Origin of the sequence: Streptomyces sp. NPDC026673, assembly GCF_040638135.1 — a bacterium.
Classification (GTDB): domain Bacteria; phylum Actinomycetota; class Actinomycetes; order Streptomycetales; family Streptomycetaceae; genus Actinacidiphila.
In genome coordinates, this window is sequence record NZ_JBEZXR010000075.1 from 1 (window position 1) to 16,238 (window position 16,238).

Consider the following 16,238-nt stretch of genomic DNA (forward strand, 5'->3'; position numbering starts at 1 on the left):
CCGCGCTCCATGAGGCGGCGGGCCTCCTGGAGCCGGGTGGAGGCCAGGTCGAGGTAGACCTTGCCTCGGTCGGCGTCGTCGTCGGCGAGGTTGAGGCGCATGTCCTCCATGCCTCGTTTGAGGCCGTAGAGGGTGTCGCCGGGCAGCGCGTCGGTACTCGAGGCGGCAACGCCGCCCAACGCGCCGGCCGCCACGCCGACGGACAGGCCGCCTGCGGCGATTGCGCGTGACCAGGCGGAGCGGGGCCTGTTTCTCCTGACCCGTCGGTGGGTGGCACGCTTGCCCGGCTGTTCGGGGACGGTCAGGGTGCCGTCGGCGAGGGCGGCCTCCATGGCGGCGATCAACTGGGCACGCTGGACCGTCCTGGTCTCGGGATTCAGCATCGGCCGCGGCATGCCCTGCAGAGCGTCGGCCAGGGCAACCAACCCCCCCTGGTCCGGCCCGTGTTCCCGGTCCGGGACGTAGGTGTCGTGCTGCTCGTCGGCGTGCGTCCCGGCGCTCGCGTCGGCAAGAGCTTCGGCGAAGGCCTGGGCGCGGCGGGTGCGTTGCAGTGTCAGGAGCGACCCGGCTGCCTGAACGGGCGGCGCGTCGTCGGACCGGGACGGCTGGGCGGCGGGTGCTGTTGCCTGTGCCGTATGGGCGAGTTGGGCAGCGGTGACTTCCGCCGCAGCGGCCTGCTGCCTGACCCGCTGGAGCATCGATGCCCGAGCCTGCGGGGTGAGCAGTGGCGAGTGGGCGCGCAGGTACGCCTGGGCCGCTGCCAGCCGGTCGGCGACCGCAGGGTCCAGTTGCTCGTCGGGCTGTGCCTGGTGGGCGTGCTCGGTCATCGGTCCCCCTGCACGTTCCGTGGCTGTGTTGGTTCGGTCCCCAAGATTGCTCGGAGTCGCCTGTTGGCCTTGGTCAACTGGGTGGTCACCGTGCTGCGGCGGACGCCGAGCAGGTCGGCGATCTCGTCGGGCTTGTAGTTCGCCAAGGTCAGCAGGGCGACGTCGCGCATGCCCTCCGGGAGTTGCTGCACAGCGCTGACCACCTCTTGGAACACGCTGTCGGACTGGGCGACGTCTGCAGGATCCGGGTGAGTCACAGGGGGACGCGAGGCTGCGTAGAGCCTGTGGAGAAGAGCATCCCTGCCGCTGTGCTTGTAGCGTTGTGAGATTCCGTTCCGGAGCGTGGCGTACAAGTACGCGTGGGGGTTTCGGACCGTGTCCCAGTGTGTGAGTACCGCAGTGAATGCTTCCCCGACGATGTCCTCGGCATCCAAGCCGGGTGCTCGCAACGTCACGTAGAGCACGGCGTCTTCGTAGACGGAGTGGAAGAATTCGTCGAACGGGTCTTCGGAGCCACTACCGTCCACCGGGGGTGAACTCTCTTCGATCACCGGCCGCTGCCTGGTTCGCCGGCGCCGGCACGACTCCTGGGCGGCCTCGTGGCGCCCGCGCCGCACGCCGCGGGCCGAGGCCGGTGCACCCGCTCCGCACGGGTGGTCTGCGAACGTCGCGCAGGGGCGGGCCTACTGTGGGGCAGCTTCACCTCCCACACCAGGGAGCCGCCGCGTGATCGGCGTTCCTCCCGGATCGTGCCACCGGTACGGGCGAGTTCCCGCAGGACGGCACAATTCAGGCGCTGGCGAGAGCGGTCGAGGACCCAGTGTTCGATCACTCGTTTGTGCGCCAGAAGACTGAACAGCACAATCACGCCCGGGGCGAGGTGGTGCACGTTGACCCGTCCTTCGATGCGTTGGGGAGGAAACCGTGACGCAGATAAGAGGAAGCAGGGGCCCGGATTGACGACGGATCCGCAATAGAAAAAATGCACGACCCTTCACTCGATTGCCGTATAGGGGCCTCGCGGGCTTCTTCCCGTTCCCGGCTCACCTGCTCGCTGCCCGCCCGGACCTCGCTCGGGGAGCCCCGGGATCTTCCGCTCGCGTCCCGCGCACGTCGCGGCGGGCGGGACAAGGCACGCCGACACGGCCCGGCATGGGGAAGCCGGCGTCACCGCCGGCCAGGGCCGCACGCCTCCAGTGGGGTCACCGGCACGCCTGGCCCTGGAGTGTCACCGCCGCGTGCGCCCGCAGCTCCGGCTGGGGCCCAGGCGTGTCCGGGCGCGAGGCTGGTGTTGACCTCCCCGGTGGCGTACGTCCCGACGTCGCTTCTTGTCCGGTCGTCCCCGCAAGTACACGACCCCCTACCCGAGGGCGTGAACCCGATGGCGACGTTCCATCACGTGTCCGGTAGGAGGAGCCAGACCTCGGAGAAGGTCAGGCCGTGCTGCTCCGTCGCCACTCCGCACGGGCAGCCCAGGGTGATCAGACGCCAGTCGCACGTCACCGTCCAAGGGCCGTCCATCCGCCCGCACCCCGGGCAGCAGAAGGTGTCGGCCGTCCACACCCCGGCGGAGGGTCTGCCGTAGTGCCGGAATCGGCCCGCGTGCTGGATCTGCCAGGGGTCGGCCGGGGGTGTATGCGCATCGGTCTCAGGTGATCGTGGGACGGCCAGGAGGGCGAACAGCGTGATCAGGTCGGGGAGTAGCGCCTCGCCCGCATCGGTGGGCGGCATCGCCGAGCTGCCCGCTGTTTCCGGCGCGGGCCCGTAACGGGGAGCCGCTGCGGCGGCCGGTGGATTCGGGGCGGCGTGCCAGGGCAGCAGCGCGCGGGCGACGGCGGCGAGAAGGGCAGCGGCCCGGGGAGTGACGGCACCTACGTCGAGGTGGTGGACGGCGGTCCGCCAGATCCGCTGGAGCCGTCGGTCCCGGTCCATGGCCCGAATCGGCGTGTTCCCGCCCCGTCGGACCGGGAGCGGGGCGGTGAGGCGGGCCAGGACGCGGGTCGCCGCCTCCGCGTCGGCCGCGGTGGGGCGCCACTCCCCGGCGGTCAGCAGAGCCCGGGCCCGGCCTGACTCCCGTGTCAAGGAGCGCGTCGGCAGCGGTCGCGGAACGGAATCCGTGACGCGAGTACCGTCCCCGCCTGTCATGCCATCATCTCCCTGTCTCGCCTCGCTTCCGTCCCACCTGCCCGCTTGGCCACCGCGAGCCGGAAGACATCCCGACACACCATTGAGTTGCGGCGGCCCGGTCAGAGAGGCTGAGTGCTGTGCGACGCGCTAAGGGTCACAGGGGCCCGACAGGCCGGTGCCGGCGGGGCCTTGCGACGGGCCCGTGGGCAGGGTGGGGATATCTCCGCTGCTGACAGCAGGCCTCTCGGGCGCCCTGGCTGAGTACAGGGGGCCCGTGGCGCCGGGACCGGGCTCATCGTGCCTGGCGGGCCGGTGACCGTTCCAGTGCCCACAGTCGACGCGCCAGGCTTCCCAGGGGTGCGCGGTGTGCCTCGTCGAGCTGGGACTGGTTGATCACGCCCGCGTCGGCGAGCCGTGTGAGGGCGAGGTCAAGGTCGGCGTGCACCGTTGTGCGGTCATGCTCGTCCAACTCGGAGATGAGCGCCATGACGTCCTCGAAGGCCGGTCGCAGAAAGGTCGGAACACCGCGCGCGGCCGCTTGTTTGGCCACGCGGATGCTCACCACACACACGGCGGCGACGGCCACCTGGCCGGCGCAGGCAAGCCAGCGTCCCGGTGACGCTGTCACCGTGGCCGCGACTGCGCATATAGCGGCGGACACCGTGGCGAAGGCGGCCTCGAAAGCGGCGAGTACCACCTCTTGCGGACTCACTCGCGGTCCACTGGTCCGGGTCCGCTGCCACTCCTTGGCGCGTAGCGCGATGTGGACGGCGCAGATCAGCCCGATAGCGGCGAGTAGGGGGATCGCGGCGTCCTCGTCCTTGACGGCCAGGATCGCCAGCAGCGGCAGGGCCAATGGCGCGAACAGGAACACAAGCCAGCCCGCGGCCAGGGCGTGGTCCCACCGGGTCTTGGTGCGGTCGAGATCGGCGCCGGCTGCCGCGACCACCTTGTGCAGCTCAGGCAGTCGCGCGAAGGCGCTGGATTCGAGATCGCTCCATGTGAAGGGGGCGGTCGTGCCGCTCACCACGTCGTCGGCGTAGGCGGCGGCGGATGGGAAGGATCCCGAAGTCTGGGCCATCTGCGGGTGTTCTCCAGGCTGGGTCGTCGGGCGGGGCGAGGGCGTCCGCACAGTAGCAGCACCCGTTCCCACCGGCCTGGGGCGTGCCGGGCGGCCGGTTCGGATAGGCGCGCTGCCGACTGTGAGGGAACGCCGCCCACCACCAGCTCCCGGCCGACACTCCTTGCCATCCCCGGTCATGGCGAAGGACGTACGCCATGCCCCGAGGCACGTCCTTGCTGTCGATGACCTCCTGGAACGCCCGGCTACCTCCCGCCGAGCGACAGGAAGCCGCCGGGCACCATCGCAGGTGCGCCCCTCCCGGGAGCGTTGCCGGTGCCGGGAGAGGACGTCCTGGATGGTGAACCTATCGTGCGTTGATGTCCTCCTGGAGCGGTGAGCGCGGGAACCGGCGCTCGAAGCCCTGCCAGTGCTTGTCGAAGTCATGCTGCCGCTGGGGCGACTCGAGTGCCTGGCGAGTGAGCTTGAGCGGAAGCCGGGAGTCGTAGAAGATGGCGAGGCCGATGTCGATCCACTCGGGCTCGAGTGCCGCCGCATTGGTCGTGGCGACGTCGCCCTCAGGCCAAAGGCCGTGCGGTGCCAGCATGTTGTGGAGCATTCCGGCGCCCGGCTCGCCGAACATGGTCGGCCCGAACGGCGGGGTCTTGACGATACCCACGAACTCGCTGCCGATGTTGCGGTGGTAGTACGGCGGCCGGAAGCTGTCCATCGCCACCTCCCAGCGCCCGACGACCGAGCAGAAGTCGAAGTTGGCCACGCCGGGGGTGTCGGTCGGAGAGGTGAGCACCGTGTAGACCGAGGGGTCGGCGTGGCCGTGGCTGAGGGTTCCAACGGTCATGAAGGAGTGCAGGTCGTAGACATAGGGCACATGGTTGCCATGCCAGGCCACGACATCCAGCGGCGAGTGGTCGTAGGTGGAACTCCACAGCTCGCCGCAGTACTTGACGATTGCCTGCACGGGGCGCTCGACGTCCTCATAGGCCGCGACCGGAGCGCGGAAGTCCTTCGGGTCCGCCAAAGCGGTGGAGCCGAGGGGGCCGAGCTCCGGCAGGACGAGCGGACGGCCGAAGTTCTCGGCGACATAGCCGCGGGCCATCGCGTCCAGCAGCTCCACCCGGAACCGCACGCCGCGCGGGATCAGCGCGACATCACCGGGTTTGACGTGCAGCAGCCCGAATTCGGTGCGCACCAGCAGGGCACCCTCAAACGGGGTGATCAGCATCTCGCCGTCGGAGTTGCTGAACACCGTGTCCTTCATGGAGGCGTTGGCGGCGTAGACGTGCACGGCCATGCCGGTGCGCTCGGCCGGGTCGCCGTGGCCGCCGAAAGTCCACAGGCCGGAGACGAAGTCCGTGCCGGGCTTCGGGTCGGGCTGCGGGTTCCAAGAGGAGCGGTTCATTTCGGTCTGGGCGTCGGCGAGACCGCGGAACGTCCCTCCGTCGATCCGGCTGAAGGGGCCGTGTTGCGCCGACGGCCGGATGCGGTACATCCAGGCCTGGCGGCTGTTGCCCCGCGGCTCGGTCATGGAAGCGCCGTGGAACCGCTCGGTGTAGAGCCCGAGCGGGGGTCGATGCGGCGTGCTGTTGCCGGCCGGCAGGGCGCCGGGCACCGCCTCGCTGGAATGAAGGTTGCCGAAGCCGTGCAGGTACTCCAGCGACTCGGCGGTCTTGCGCGGGTCTGCTTGATCCGAACGGGTGGACATCTGAACACCTCTCATACAGCGTGGAAGAAGAAGTTGCGTACTCAGGGTTGTTGGCCAAGGTGCCGCGCCGTCGTCGTGGCGGACGGTGGCGGACGTGTCCCCGAAGGGTGGGCACCTGTTCGCGTCGTGGTGCGGCACGTGGCAGGGTGGCCGCCTGCCACTCGTGGGCGAACGGTGCTTGCTGCCGGTTCACCGAGGGGCGTCGGCCGGATGGTGTGGAGCCTGGTCCGGCGGAAGACCGTCAGCTCACCGCACGCGGGTACCCGCGCGGAAGACTGCCTGTACGTCGAGGACGGCCGTGGGATCGTGCGCAACATCGCCGCGCACGACGAGAAGGTCGGCGTCGGCACCGACGACGAGGCGGCCCTTGCGGCCCTCCACCCGGCACAGCCGGGCCGCCAAGCTGGTCATGGACCTGAGCGCGTCCAGCGGCGCGACGCCCATGCGGGCGAAGTCGGCCACGCCGTGGGGGAGGACGTCGTGAGGCTTCAGGGGTGCGATACCGGCGTCCGAGCCGATGACGACGTTGGCGCCGTGCTTGTGCAGGTTGCCGTAGGTGTCCAGGACGGTATTGAAATGGGCGGCCTGAGCCGCCGACAGCTGCGTGACTTCCCGGTCCAGGCCCAGCGTCAGGCTGACGAAGGTTCCCTTCGCCGCGATGGTCTCCATGAGGCCGGAGTCGGGGTCGATGCCGTCCGCGGTCAGAAAGGAGACGTGCTCCACGCTGTCGACGCCCGCTTCAACGGCGTCGCTGATGGCCTGGATGCCGTGGGCGTGAGCAGCCACCGGCAGCCCAAGGCGGTGTGCTTCGTCCACGACGGTACGCAGGTCCTCCAGGCCGTACTGGGACGCGTGCGGCGGCACCGAACCGGGAGTCATACGGCCGCCGCCGGCCATGATCTTGATGACGCCGCAGCCGCGGGCGTGGCGCTCGCGGACGGCGGCCCTGAGCGCGTCGTGGCCCTCGACTTCGCCGCCGAAGAAGTGGCAGTGTCCGCCCGGCGTGGTCAGCGGAGGGCCGGCAGCCAGGATCTCCGGGCCCAGCTCCGGGTGCGCGGTCAGCTCCTCCACGAGGTCCAGCAGGAGGTAGCCGCGATCTCCGAGGTCGCGCACGGTGGTGATGCCGGCCAGCAGGGCGGAGCGGGCCGCGGTGCGCATGTGCGTCAGCAGGTCGCTGTCGGATGTGGAGATCAGGGACGTCACGGGGTCCGGACCGGCGTCGAAGGCGAGGTGGACGTGCGCGTCGATCAGGCCGGGCAGCAGGCAGGCCGAGGCGCCGAAGTCGATGACCTCGCTGCCGTCGGTCGGCAGCGCGCCGGTTCGGTCCACGCGCACGATGCGGTCTCCCGACATGTGCACAGTCGCCGGACCCGACAGGGTGTATCCGTCGAACATCGAGCCGGCGTGCAGGACAAGGGAACTCAAGAGTATTTCTCCGATCGGAAAGCGTGGGTCACTCGGCGTCCCGGCGCATCCGGGCGGCACTGAGCTCCGGCCGCGCAGGCCCGGCCGACCCGCCGTCATGCGCCCTTCGCTCTGTAGGGACCCGGGCTTGTCCGCTTGCCATTTACGCGCTCTCCAAAGGTTCGGTCTACAGGGCCGCCGGCGGGCCGACCCGCGCCAGGTAGACGAGGTGCACCACACGGGTGTGACAGCCCGGCCCTGCGATTTTTCTCCGGTCTGCGGCGCCACTCGGAGTCACCTGTCTGCTCGCAGGGGACGCAGGCCTGGTTGAGGAACCGCTGCAGTCGGTGCCGGCGAGGGTCCGGCCCGGATGGAGGTCCACGCGCACCGCGATCTGACGGCGCCGGCGGGCCGTGGTGCGACAGGCGTCGCCCCATGTTCCGCAGCCGTTCGGGACATGGGCTCTACCTGCCGATCGGCAGTCGGCCTGGTGAACGTCGGCAACGCCTCCGGGCAAAGATGCCCGTGTCAGGTTTCCTTGACATCCGATGCGTGTCAGGGCAGCCTGACATGCATGGGAGCTGAGGACACCCCGGCCTCGCTGGCCGGACGGGTCACCGACAAGGACCCCGCCGTCGGCTTGGAGGCCGTCGTCGCGTTGCGCCGTCTCCTGGAGGAGTTGGAGCGGCTGCACGTCGACAACGCCCGCCGCCAGGGCTGGTCGTGGCAGACCATCGCCACGGCCCTGAACGTCAGCAGGCAGTCGGTGCACGAGAAGCATTCAGGCAGGCGCAAAGCCATGGGTATGGAGGAGTAGCGGTGTTCGAGTTCTTCACCGATCACGGGAAGCAAGCCGTGGCGGCCTCCCAGGACGAGGCAGTCGCCCTGGGGCACGACTTCATCGGCACCGAGCACCTCCTGCTCGGCCTCCTGTCCGCCGAAGCGGGGACGGCCGCCGGGGTGCTGCACGGGCAGAACGTCGACTTGGAGCGGGCCCGGCAGGAGACCGTACGTGTCTTGGAGGCGGCCGGGATCGTCGCCTCGGGCGGCCGGCCCGCGCGCGACGCCCTGGCATCGCTCGGCATCGACGTCGCGGAGATCCAGCGCCAGGCCGATACCTCCTTCGGCGCCGGTGCCTTTCAGTTCCCCAGGCCCGCCTACACCCAGGAGGCTCGCACCGCGCTGACGAACACGCTCGGCGAGGCCCGGGCACTGGGCCGCGACACATTCGGCACCGAGCACATCCTTCTCGGCCTGCTCACTGTGCCCGAAGGCCACGCCATGGAGGTTCTGGCCGCCTTCCAGGTCGACCCCGCCACCCTGCGCGAGACGGTCCTCACCCGGATCGCCCCGGAGAGTCGGTGAAGGCAGGGCGCGTCACGGCGGTGAGTCGTAACGCCACGTACGTGTTCAGCAAGCCGAACCACCCCTCCATCACGCTGCTCGCCGGCCTCGGCGTGGAAGGGGACGTCCATGCCGGAGAGACGATCCGCCACCAGTTCCGCATGACCTACGAACCCCACCTGCCCAACCTGCGCCAAGTCCACCTCATGCACGAGGAGCTCTTCGAGGAACTCGCCCTCAAGGGGTACGCGGTCTCCGCAGGGCAGCTCGGCGAGAACATCACCACCCGCGGAGTCGACCTGCTCGCCCTTCCCACCGGCACACTGCTGCGCCTGGGAGCCGATGCGGTGGTCGAGGTGACGGGACTGCGCAACCCCTGCTCGAAGATCAGCGGCTTCCGGACCGGCCTGCTGGGTGAGATGTTCGCCCTGGACCCGCGCTCGGACGAGTTCACCTTCAGATGCGGCGTCATGGCCGTCGTCCGCCAGAGCGGAAGCGTCCAGCCCGACGATCTCGTCGAGATCGAACTTCCGGCTCAACCGCACCGCGCACTGGAACGCGTCTAGGTCGGCTCCGGCGACCGGCTACGCTACTGCGTCGAGCAAGCGGCCCCAGGGGCCACCGTGTTGTGCCGGCGTACGGGCAACTGCCGTGCGCTCAGGTCGCGTATACGGTGTCGCCACGCGGCACTGCGCTGTCAGCCGCAGCCGGTGGTTCTCCGGGGTAGGTCCAGTGGGACGCGCCCCCGGAGGAAGCCGGTGTACTCGGGCGCATTCCGGTCGGCCGGGCAGGGTCAATCAGCCGGCGCCTGCCGTCAGCGGAATGCGGGGCGTTCCGCCGGAGCGGCCGCGCGTTCGCCGTCAGCGGTCGTGCCGTTCGTCTGCGGCGGGGACGGGAGGCGAACCGCTACGCGTGGCAGGAAGAAGCCGACGAGGGGCCCCGTGCACAGCGCGATGAGTACGGTTCCGGCGCCGAAGCTTCCGCCCAGGAGCCAGCCGGCGGTGGCGACGGTGGTTTCGATGCCGGTGCGCACCACCGCTATGGGGAGGCGGGTGATCCGGACGAGTCCGGTCATGATGCCGTCGCGTGGGCCCGATCCGAACTGTGCGCCGAGATAGAGCGCGTCGAAGAAGGCCAGTGCGATCAGGCCGATTGCGAGGTATCCGATCTCGGCGAGAGTCCCCTGGGGGTGGGGGAGCACGGTGGCGGTGGCATCCGCGGCGAAGCCGACGATGGCGACGTTGAGGAGGGTGCCGAGGCCGGGCAGTTCCCGCAGGGGAATCCAGGCGAGGAGCACGAGCAGGGAGATCAGGTTCGTCGTCCATCCGAACGAGAGGCCGAGTGTCCTGGAGACGCCGTCCGTGAGGACGTTCCAGCTGGCCGCCCCCAGACCGGACTCGACGAGCGTCATTACGGCGACCCCGTACCCCACCAAGCCGGCCAGAAGCTGGGGGATGCGACGCGCCTTTCGGCCTGCCCGAAGTTGGGCAAACGCATTGATATTGGCGAGGAGAGGCTGGTCGCGACGAGCCGGGACAGGGGTCTTCACAGGGGAAACGGGAGGTGCCATGGGGCAAGCCTGCGGGGCATCTGGACCTGGGTTCCATAGCCAGATTGGTTAGGCTGGCCGGGTGAAAGTTACTTCGCACGTGGTGGCACGCATGCTGGGGGCCTGGCAGGAAGGGCCCGGGCCGGCGCACCAGCGCCTGTCCGACAGGCTGCGGCTGCTGGTCCTGGACGGCCGTCTCTCCCTCGGCTCGACCCTGCCGAGCGAGCGTGACCTGGCCGTCGCCCTGTCCGTCAGCAGGACCACCGTCGGAGCCGCCTACCGCACTCTGGTCGAGCACGGGTACCTCGCCACGAGGGCGCGTGCCAGGGCGACCGTGCGGCTCCCCGACGACACGCCCCCCGGGCCCCGGGCCGGCGCAGGCCCGGGGACCATCGACCTGTCCTTCGCCGCGCCACCCGCGCCCGTCGAAATCCTCCACGCCGCGTTCGCGGCCGCTCTCGAACAGCTGCCACGGCACTTCGAGCGGCACGGCTACGACCGGAACGGCACCGCGGAGCTGCGCGAGGCGGTGGCCCACTGGTACGAACGGCGCGGACTGCCCACGGCGCCCGATCACATCCTGATCACCAACGGCGCGCAGCACGCGCTCGCCCTTCTGGCACGGACCCTCCTGTCGCCGCGCGACCAGGTCCTGATCGACCATCCGACCTACCCGCACGCGATCAGCACGTTCACCGAGGTGCGGGCTCGTCTGCTGCCCGTCGGCGTGGCGTCTTCGGGCTGGGACACCGCGCAACTCCAGGCGGCGGGCCGCATCGCGAATCTGGCCTACCTGATCCCCGACTTCCACAATCCGACGGGGCTGTGCATGCCCACGAGCGTCCGCCGAAGCCTCCGGCCGGCCTGTCCCACGATCATCGACGAGACCATGACCGACCTGGCCCTGGACGGCGTCAGCCCGGAACCCTTCGCGCTGCACATGCCGACCGCCATCAGCATCGGCTCGGTCTCCAAGAGCATCTGGGGCGGTCTGCGCATCGGCTGGATCCGCGCGACGCCCGCTCTTCTGGAACGCGTCCGGCAGACTCGTCACGCCACGGATCTCGGCACCCCCCTCGTCGAGCAGCTCGCCACAGCCGTCCTCCTGAACGAAGGCCGGACCCGGCGGCCCGGCACGCTCGAGCAACTGAGGTCGCAACGCGACGCGTTGCGCCAGGCACTCGCCGAGCACCTTCCCGACCTCCACGTCCCGCAGCCGGCCGGCGGCATGACGCTGTGGGCGACGTTCCCCCAGCCCATCAGCTCACGACTGGCGGCGATCGCGCCCGACTACGGAGTGACCATCGCGGCCGGACCGCGATTCGGGATCGGAGGCGCGTTCGAACGCAACATCCGGCTGCCGTACGTGCTCCCACCGGGCAAGCTGACTCTGGCGGTCCGCGGACTCGCACAGGCGGAACGGGCACTCACCCGAGGCGCCACCGGCGCCCACGGCCCGGCACTCGTCGCATGAGCGTCGACAACGTCACGACCTGCGGCGTCCCCGGATCTGCCGCCGCCCCGGATGCGCGACGGGTGGCGCCCGTAGCGGCCGGAACACGCAAATCAGCCACAAACAGCCCGCCCAGCCGGCGGTTGCTCGGCTGGGCGGGGCGGCCTCACCGGCCGAGGTGCTTCTTGTAGAACGGGATCAGGTGATCCAGGGCGATCTTGACCGGTTCGGGCTGGTCGTACAGGTCGTAGTGGGAGAAGCCTTCCGCCACGACCAGTTCCTTGTCCTTCGACGCCGCGCGGCGGTAGACCTCCAGGCCGTCCCGGTAGGCCCCGAACGCACCGGGTTTGTCTCCGACGACGACGCACAGGGGTCGCGTCAGGAGGACCTCGGCGCGGTGGAACGCGTCCCAGCCGATCGCGGATGCCTGCCGGGAGAACAGACCCTCGGTACGGCCGCCGGGCTTCTCGCCGCGCTCGGTGCGGTAGTACGCGGTGGCCTCGGTCAGGTCGAGTTCGGTCAGACCCTGCTCCCTGGCGGCCTCCGGAGACGCCGGCAGGTACTGGATGACCCGCCGCTGTTGTCCCCGCGCCTCGGCCGTCCGCTGCTCGGCGACGGCGTCGAGGACGCCGATGGGGTCGTAGCCGCTGAAGGACTCGTGCATGAGGCGCCCGAAGTTCACGCCCGTCACACTGCCGACGGCCTTGATACGACGGTCGGTCATGGCGGCGTTGATGCCGTAGCCGCCGCCACCGCACACGCCGATCACCCCGATGCGGTCGGCGTCGACGTAGGGCAGCGTCACCAGGTAGTCGATGACGTGGCTGATGTCCTGGACCCGCAGCACCGGGTCCTCGATCGACCGCGGTTCGCCGCCGCTCGCGCCCTGGAAGCCGGCGTCGAAGGCGATGACGACGAATCCTCCCGCCGCCAGCGCCGTTCCGTAGACGTTGCCGGCGGTCTGCTCCTTGCACGAGCCGATGGGGTGAACGCTGACGATGGCGGGGTAGGTCCGGCTCTCGTCGAAGCCCGGCGGGAGGTGGATGTCGGCGGCCAGGTCCCAGGCGAGCGCCTTGACGGCGACGTGCCTGATGTTGTCGGTCATGGGTGCAACTCCTAGTCGGTGAAGCGGGTCGCGGGCCGTGGCAGGGCCGTGCTTCCCACAGGTGATCAGTCCTTGTCGGCGGGCTCGCCCGTCAGGTGCTCCCGGAAGAACGGGGCGGCCTGGGAGATGGCGCGGTCGACGTACTCGGGCACGTCGTAGAAGCTCATGTGCCGACCGCCCTCGACGACCTGGAGCTGCTTGGGGCTGCGGACCCGGCCGTGCAGTTCGGTGGACATCCACAGCGACCCGGCCTCGCTGCCGGCGACGATGAGGATCGGCTGGGTGAGGAGGTCCTCGACCATGTGGAAGGCGTCGAAGGTGAAGATCCGCGAGACGCTCTTGGTGAAGAGGAACCTGTTCTTGGCGTTGGGGTGCCAGGCGCGCGGAGTGAGGTAGTAGTCGCCAGCCTCGACCAGGTCGCGCGGGGTGTTCTCGTCCGGCTGGGGCGGGACGTAGGGCAGGTAGGCCGGGTCGGCGCCCTTCGTGGCCTCGGCGGTCCGCTGCTCGGCGAGGGCCCTGAGGGTGGGAACGGCGGCCGCGTCGGAGTCGGTGCCGTACCAGCCACGGCGGAAGGAGGTGCCGATGTTGACGGCGCTGACGGTGGTGAGGGCCTTGATCCGGTAGTCGGTCATCGCTGCGTTGACGCTGTAGCCGCCGCCGGCGCAGACGCCCAGTGCGCCGATGTGCTCCGGGTCGACGAAGTCGAGGGACTGCAGGTAGTCGACCGCGGCACGGACGTCCTCGACGCGGGCGTAGGGGTCCTCCAGGTGGTGCGGCTCGCCGCCGCTGTCGCCCTGGAAGGAGGCGTCGAAGGCGAGCGCCACGAAGCCCTGTTCGGCGAGCTTGCTCGCGTACAGGCCGGCGGTCTGTTCCTTCACGCCGCCACCGGGGTGGACGACGACGATCGCCGCGTGACGGGTGTCCGGGGCGAAGTCGGCGGGCAGGTGGAGGTTGCCCGCCATGGTGATCTGGCCGTTGGGGAAGGTGATGGCTTCCATGAGTGGCTCCTGTTGTGTGTGGGTGGGTGCGGTGTGGTTTTCCGTGCGCAGGTGCGCGGGGTCGTTCATGACGCGGACCGGTTCGGCATCCAAGGGCAGGCCGGCGGTGTCCTTTGCGGCGTCGTCGTCCGGTCCGCGGACGAGGAGCGCCGCGGCGAAGTCACGGACCGCCGTTGTGAGGCGTCCGCTGCCGTCAGTCGCCGAAGGCGATCTCGATGTCGGGAAGCAGCGCGTCGCGGGCGTGGGATTCGCTGCGGGCGAGCGCCGTGGGGGTCGGACCGCGGGCGGTCGCCGCGGCGGCGAGGGCACGATCGATGGAGGGAATGAGGGGTTCGGTTCCTTCGTCGCCTCAGGAGTCGATGACGGCCATTCCGGCTTCGTCGTGTCGTTCCCCGACGGCCGGGGGCAGGTTGGTGAGCCGGTCGATCTGTTCGCCGGTGAGCTCCACGCGGTCGGCGGCGGTGTTCTCCTCGACGCGTGAGACCCGCTTGGTGCCGGGGATGGGGGCGATGTCCTCACCTTGGGCCAGGAGCCAGGCCAGGGCGATCTGCGCCGGTGTCGCGCCCGCCTCCGACGCGATGGCCTGTACCTCGTCGACGATCCGCAGGTTGTGCCGGAAGTTCTCGCCGATGAAGCGCGGATTGATCCTGCGCCAGTCGTCCTCGGCGAAATCTTCGATGGAACGGATCTTTCCGGTGAGGAAGCCATGCCCGAGGGGCGAGTAGGGGACGAAGCCGATGCCCAGCTCACGCAGCAGGGGCAGTAGTTCGGCCTCCGGGTCGCGGGTCCACAAGGAGTACTCCGTCTGCAGGGCGGCGACGCGATGCACGGCGTGGGCGCGGCGGATCGTGGCCGGGCCGGCCTCGGACAGGCCGATGTGGCGGATCTTGCCCTCGGCGACGAGATCGGCCAGGGCGCCGACCGTCTCCTCGATCGGGGTGTCCGGGTCGACCCGGTGCTGGTAGTACAGGTCGATGTAGTCGGTGCCCAGCCGGCGCAGCGAGCCCTCGACGGCGGTGCGGATGCTGGCCGGGCTGCTGTCCAGCCCCGGGCGGCCGGTGTAGGAGATGCCGCCGAACTTCGTGGCCAGCACGACCTGGTCCCGCCGGCCCTTCACGGCTCGGCCGACGAGTTCCTCGTTGGTGTAGGGGCCGTAGATCTCCGCGGTGTCGATGTGGGTGACCCCCAGGTCGACAGCGCGGTGGATGGCGCGGACGGCCTCGGCGTCGTCACTTCCGGCACCGGTGTAGTAGGCGGACATCGACATGGCGCCGAGGCCGATGCGCGAGACCTCGAGTCCGCCGAGGTTGGTGTGCTTCATGAGGAGGGTGGCTCCGTTCTCCCTGTTGGTTCACAGCGGGTGGGGTGGCCCGTGACCGGAGGATGCGTCCGGCCCATGGCCCGGGTCCGTCCAGGCCGCGGGGCTCTCGGTGAGGAGATCCGTCACTCGGGAGGGCAAGCCGCCTCCCGCACGGGTCCTTGCCGTGCAAGGCCGTAGAGGCGGGGCGCCGAGACGGCACCAGGGCGCCTACTCGATTTCGCCGGATACGAGATATCCCGGCTCCGAATTCCCGGACATCGGCGAATATTCGCCTCTCCGTCGCTCATCCATCGGCCACAGGACGACACTCGCACGTGCCGCACGCCGCCACCAGAGGAGGCTTTCATCCGGGGAGGAATCCATCCAGGGACAAAAATATCCCTGCCACCGCGGTCGCACGCCGGGTAACACTGGAGACCATGAGCAGTGGTGCGCACCCCGATGAACTGGGGGACTTCTTGAAGGCACGCCGGGCCGACCTGAGCCCGCGAACCGTCGGCCTGCCCGAGAACGGAGGCCACCGCCGTGTCCCGGGGCTGCGCCGCGAGGAGGTCGCCGCCCTGGCCGCGATCAGCACGGACTACTACACCCGCCTGGAACAGGGCCGCATGCAGGCATCGGCGCCGGTGCTGAACACATTGGCACGCGTCCTGCACCTGGACGACGACCAGCGCACCTACATGTTCCGGCTCGCCGGACGCCTCTCGGACCGGCCGGCACGCCGCGCCGCCCAGAAAGCACAGCCCCGGCTGCGGCGTCTGCTCGACGACCTGGTCACGGTTCCGGGAATCATTCTCGGCCGGCGCATGGACATCCTCGCGTGGAATCCACTCGCGGCAGCTCTCGTCACCGATTTCTCAAGAATTCCGGACGCGTACCGGAATTATATACGCCTGGTTTTCACCGACCCGGATATGCGGGAGCTTTATGCCGGCTGGAGGGACGTCGCCCACACCTGTGTGGCCCAGCTGCGCATGGAGGCGGCCCGCGACCCGGACAATCCGCGCCTCACCGCACTCGTCGGCGAGCTCTCGGTCCGGGACGCTGATTTCCGCCGGTGGTGGGCTGCCCACCACGTCGCGGTACGCGGAGTCGGCACGAAGACACTCAGGCACCCCGTCGTCGGCGAGCTGACCCTCGACTGGGACACCCTCGCCTCCACCACCGACACCGACCAGCAGCTCGTGGTCTGGTCCGCCGAACCCGGCTCCCCCTCCCACGAGGCCCTGCGCATCCTCGCCTCCTGGACGGACGCCACGACGACGGCCCCCGCCGGCATCAGAACCGACACCGACCGCGCGCTGCCCGGCTGACCCGAGCCGCTGCC

The 16,238-nt window shown here is 69.9% G+C and carries 15 protein-coding genes; 5 read left to right on the top strand and 10 right to left on the bottom strand.

Features of this window, described 5'->3' with window-relative positions:
- The 6 genes from AB0F62_RS34335 to AB0F62_RS34360 all read right to left on the bottom strand — a co-directional run.
- The coding region (locus tag AB0F62_RS34335; RefSeq protein WP_361808605.1) for a DUF5667 domain-containing protein at positions 1–827 on the bottom strand (827 nt) is incomplete at its 3' end.
- Positions 824–1,378, bottom strand: a complete 555-nt coding sequence (locus AB0F62_RS34340; RefSeq protein ID WP_361808608.1) for a sigma-70 family RNA polymerase sigma factor — start codon at positions 1,376–1,378, stop codon at positions 824–826. The genes AB0F62_RS34340 and AB0F62_RS34335, both read right to left, overlap by 4 nt.
- An 844-nt stretch (positions 1,379–2,222) precedes the next feature.
- Positions 2,223–2,759 carry a hypothetical protein gene (locus AB0F62_RS34345; RefSeq protein WP_361808611.1) on the bottom strand — a complete coding sequence of 179 codons (537 nt, stop codon included), beginning with the start codon at positions 2,757–2,759 and terminating at the stop codon, positions 2,223–2,225.
- A gap of 487 nt (positions 2,760–3,246) precedes the next feature.
- Entirely contained in the window at positions 3,247–3,984 is a 738-nt protein-coding gene (locus tag AB0F62_RS34350) for a hypothetical protein (RefSeq protein ID WP_361808614.1), read from the bottom strand.
- Positions 3,985–4,381: 397 nt separating this feature from the next.
- Positions 4,382–5,737 carry a homogentisate 1,2-dioxygenase gene (locus AB0F62_RS34355; protein ID WP_361808617.1) on the bottom strand — a complete coding sequence of 452 codons (1,356 nt, stop codon included), beginning with the start codon at positions 5,735–5,737 and terminating at the stop codon, positions 4,382–4,384.
- A 246-nt stretch (positions 5,738–5,983) separates the two neighbouring features.
- On the bottom strand, positions 5,984–7,162 hold the full coding sequence (locus AB0F62_RS34360; protein ID WP_361808620.1) for an amidohydrolase family protein: 1,179 nt from the start codon (positions 7,160–7,162) through the stop codon (positions 5,984–5,986).
- A 553-nt stretch (positions 7,163–7,715) separates the two neighbouring features.
- Here AB0F62_RS34360 and AB0F62_RS34365 point away from each other — a divergent pair.
- The 3 genes from AB0F62_RS34365 to AB0F62_RS34375 are packed head-to-tail and all read left to right on the top strand — an operon-like array spanning position 7,716 to position 9,051.
- The gene (locus tag AB0F62_RS34365; RefSeq protein WP_361808623.1) at positions 7,716–7,958 is read left to right on the top strand and encodes a hypothetical protein; all 243 of its coding nucleotides are present in this window, start codon (positions 7,716–7,718) and stop codon (positions 7,956–7,958) included.
- A 2-nt stretch (positions 7,959–7,960) separates the two neighbouring features.
- Positions 7,961–8,506 (top strand): Clp protease N-terminal domain-containing protein, encoded by a 546-nt coding sequence (locus AB0F62_RS34370; protein WP_361808626.1) that lies wholly within the window; start codon positions 7,961–7,963, stop codon positions 8,504–8,506.
- A gap of 20 nt (positions 8,507–8,526) precedes the next feature.
- Positions 8,527–9,051 (top strand): MOSC domain-containing protein, encoded by a 525-nt coding sequence (locus AB0F62_RS34375; protein WP_361808629.1) that lies wholly within the window; start codon positions 8,527–8,529, stop codon positions 9,049–9,051.
- Positions 9,052–9,299: 248 nt separating this feature from the next.
- On the opposite strand, the gene AB0F62_RS34380 is transcribed toward AB0F62_RS34375, so the two are convergent.
- Entirely contained in the window at positions 9,300–9,896 is a 597-nt protein-coding gene (locus tag AB0F62_RS34380; RefSeq protein ID WP_361808632.1) for a hypothetical protein, read from the bottom strand.
- Between the two features lie 220 nt (positions 9,897–10,116).
- Here AB0F62_RS34380 and AB0F62_RS34385 point away from each other — a divergent pair, with 220 nt between their 5' ends.
- Positions 10,117–11,508 (top strand): PLP-dependent aminotransferase family protein, encoded by a 1,392-nt coding sequence (locus AB0F62_RS34385; RefSeq protein WP_361808635.1) that lies wholly within the window; start codon positions 10,117–10,119, stop codon positions 11,506–11,508.
- Positions 11,509–11,653: 145 nt separating this feature from the next.
- Here the strand turns inward: AB0F62_RS34385 and AB0F62_RS34390 are convergent, their stop codons facing one another.
- From AB0F62_RS34390 to AB0F62_RS34400, 3 genes are all read right to left on the bottom strand, one after another.
- On the bottom strand, positions 11,654–12,592 hold the full coding sequence (locus AB0F62_RS34390; RefSeq protein ID WP_361808638.1) for an alpha/beta hydrolase: 939 nt from the start codon (positions 12,590–12,592) through the stop codon (positions 11,654–11,656).
- A 65-nt stretch (positions 12,593–12,657) separates the two neighbouring features.
- A complete protein-coding gene (locus AB0F62_RS34395; RefSeq protein ID WP_361808641.1) occupies positions 12,658–13,590 on the bottom strand; it encodes an alpha/beta hydrolase in 933 nt (310 codons plus the stop codon).
- A 349-nt stretch (positions 13,591–13,939) separates the two neighbouring features.
- Entirely contained in the window at positions 13,940–14,911 is a 972-nt protein-coding gene (locus tag AB0F62_RS34400) for an aldo/keto reductase (protein ID WP_361808644.1), read from the bottom strand.
- Between the two features lie 419 nt (positions 14,912–15,330).
- Between AB0F62_RS34400 and AB0F62_RS34405 the strand changes: the two genes are divergently transcribed.
- A complete protein-coding gene (locus AB0F62_RS34405; protein ID WP_361808647.1) occupies positions 15,331–16,224 on the top strand; it encodes a helix-turn-helix domain-containing protein in 894 nt (297 codons plus the stop codon).
- The last annotated feature ends 14 nt before the right edge of the window (positions 16,225–16,238 follow it).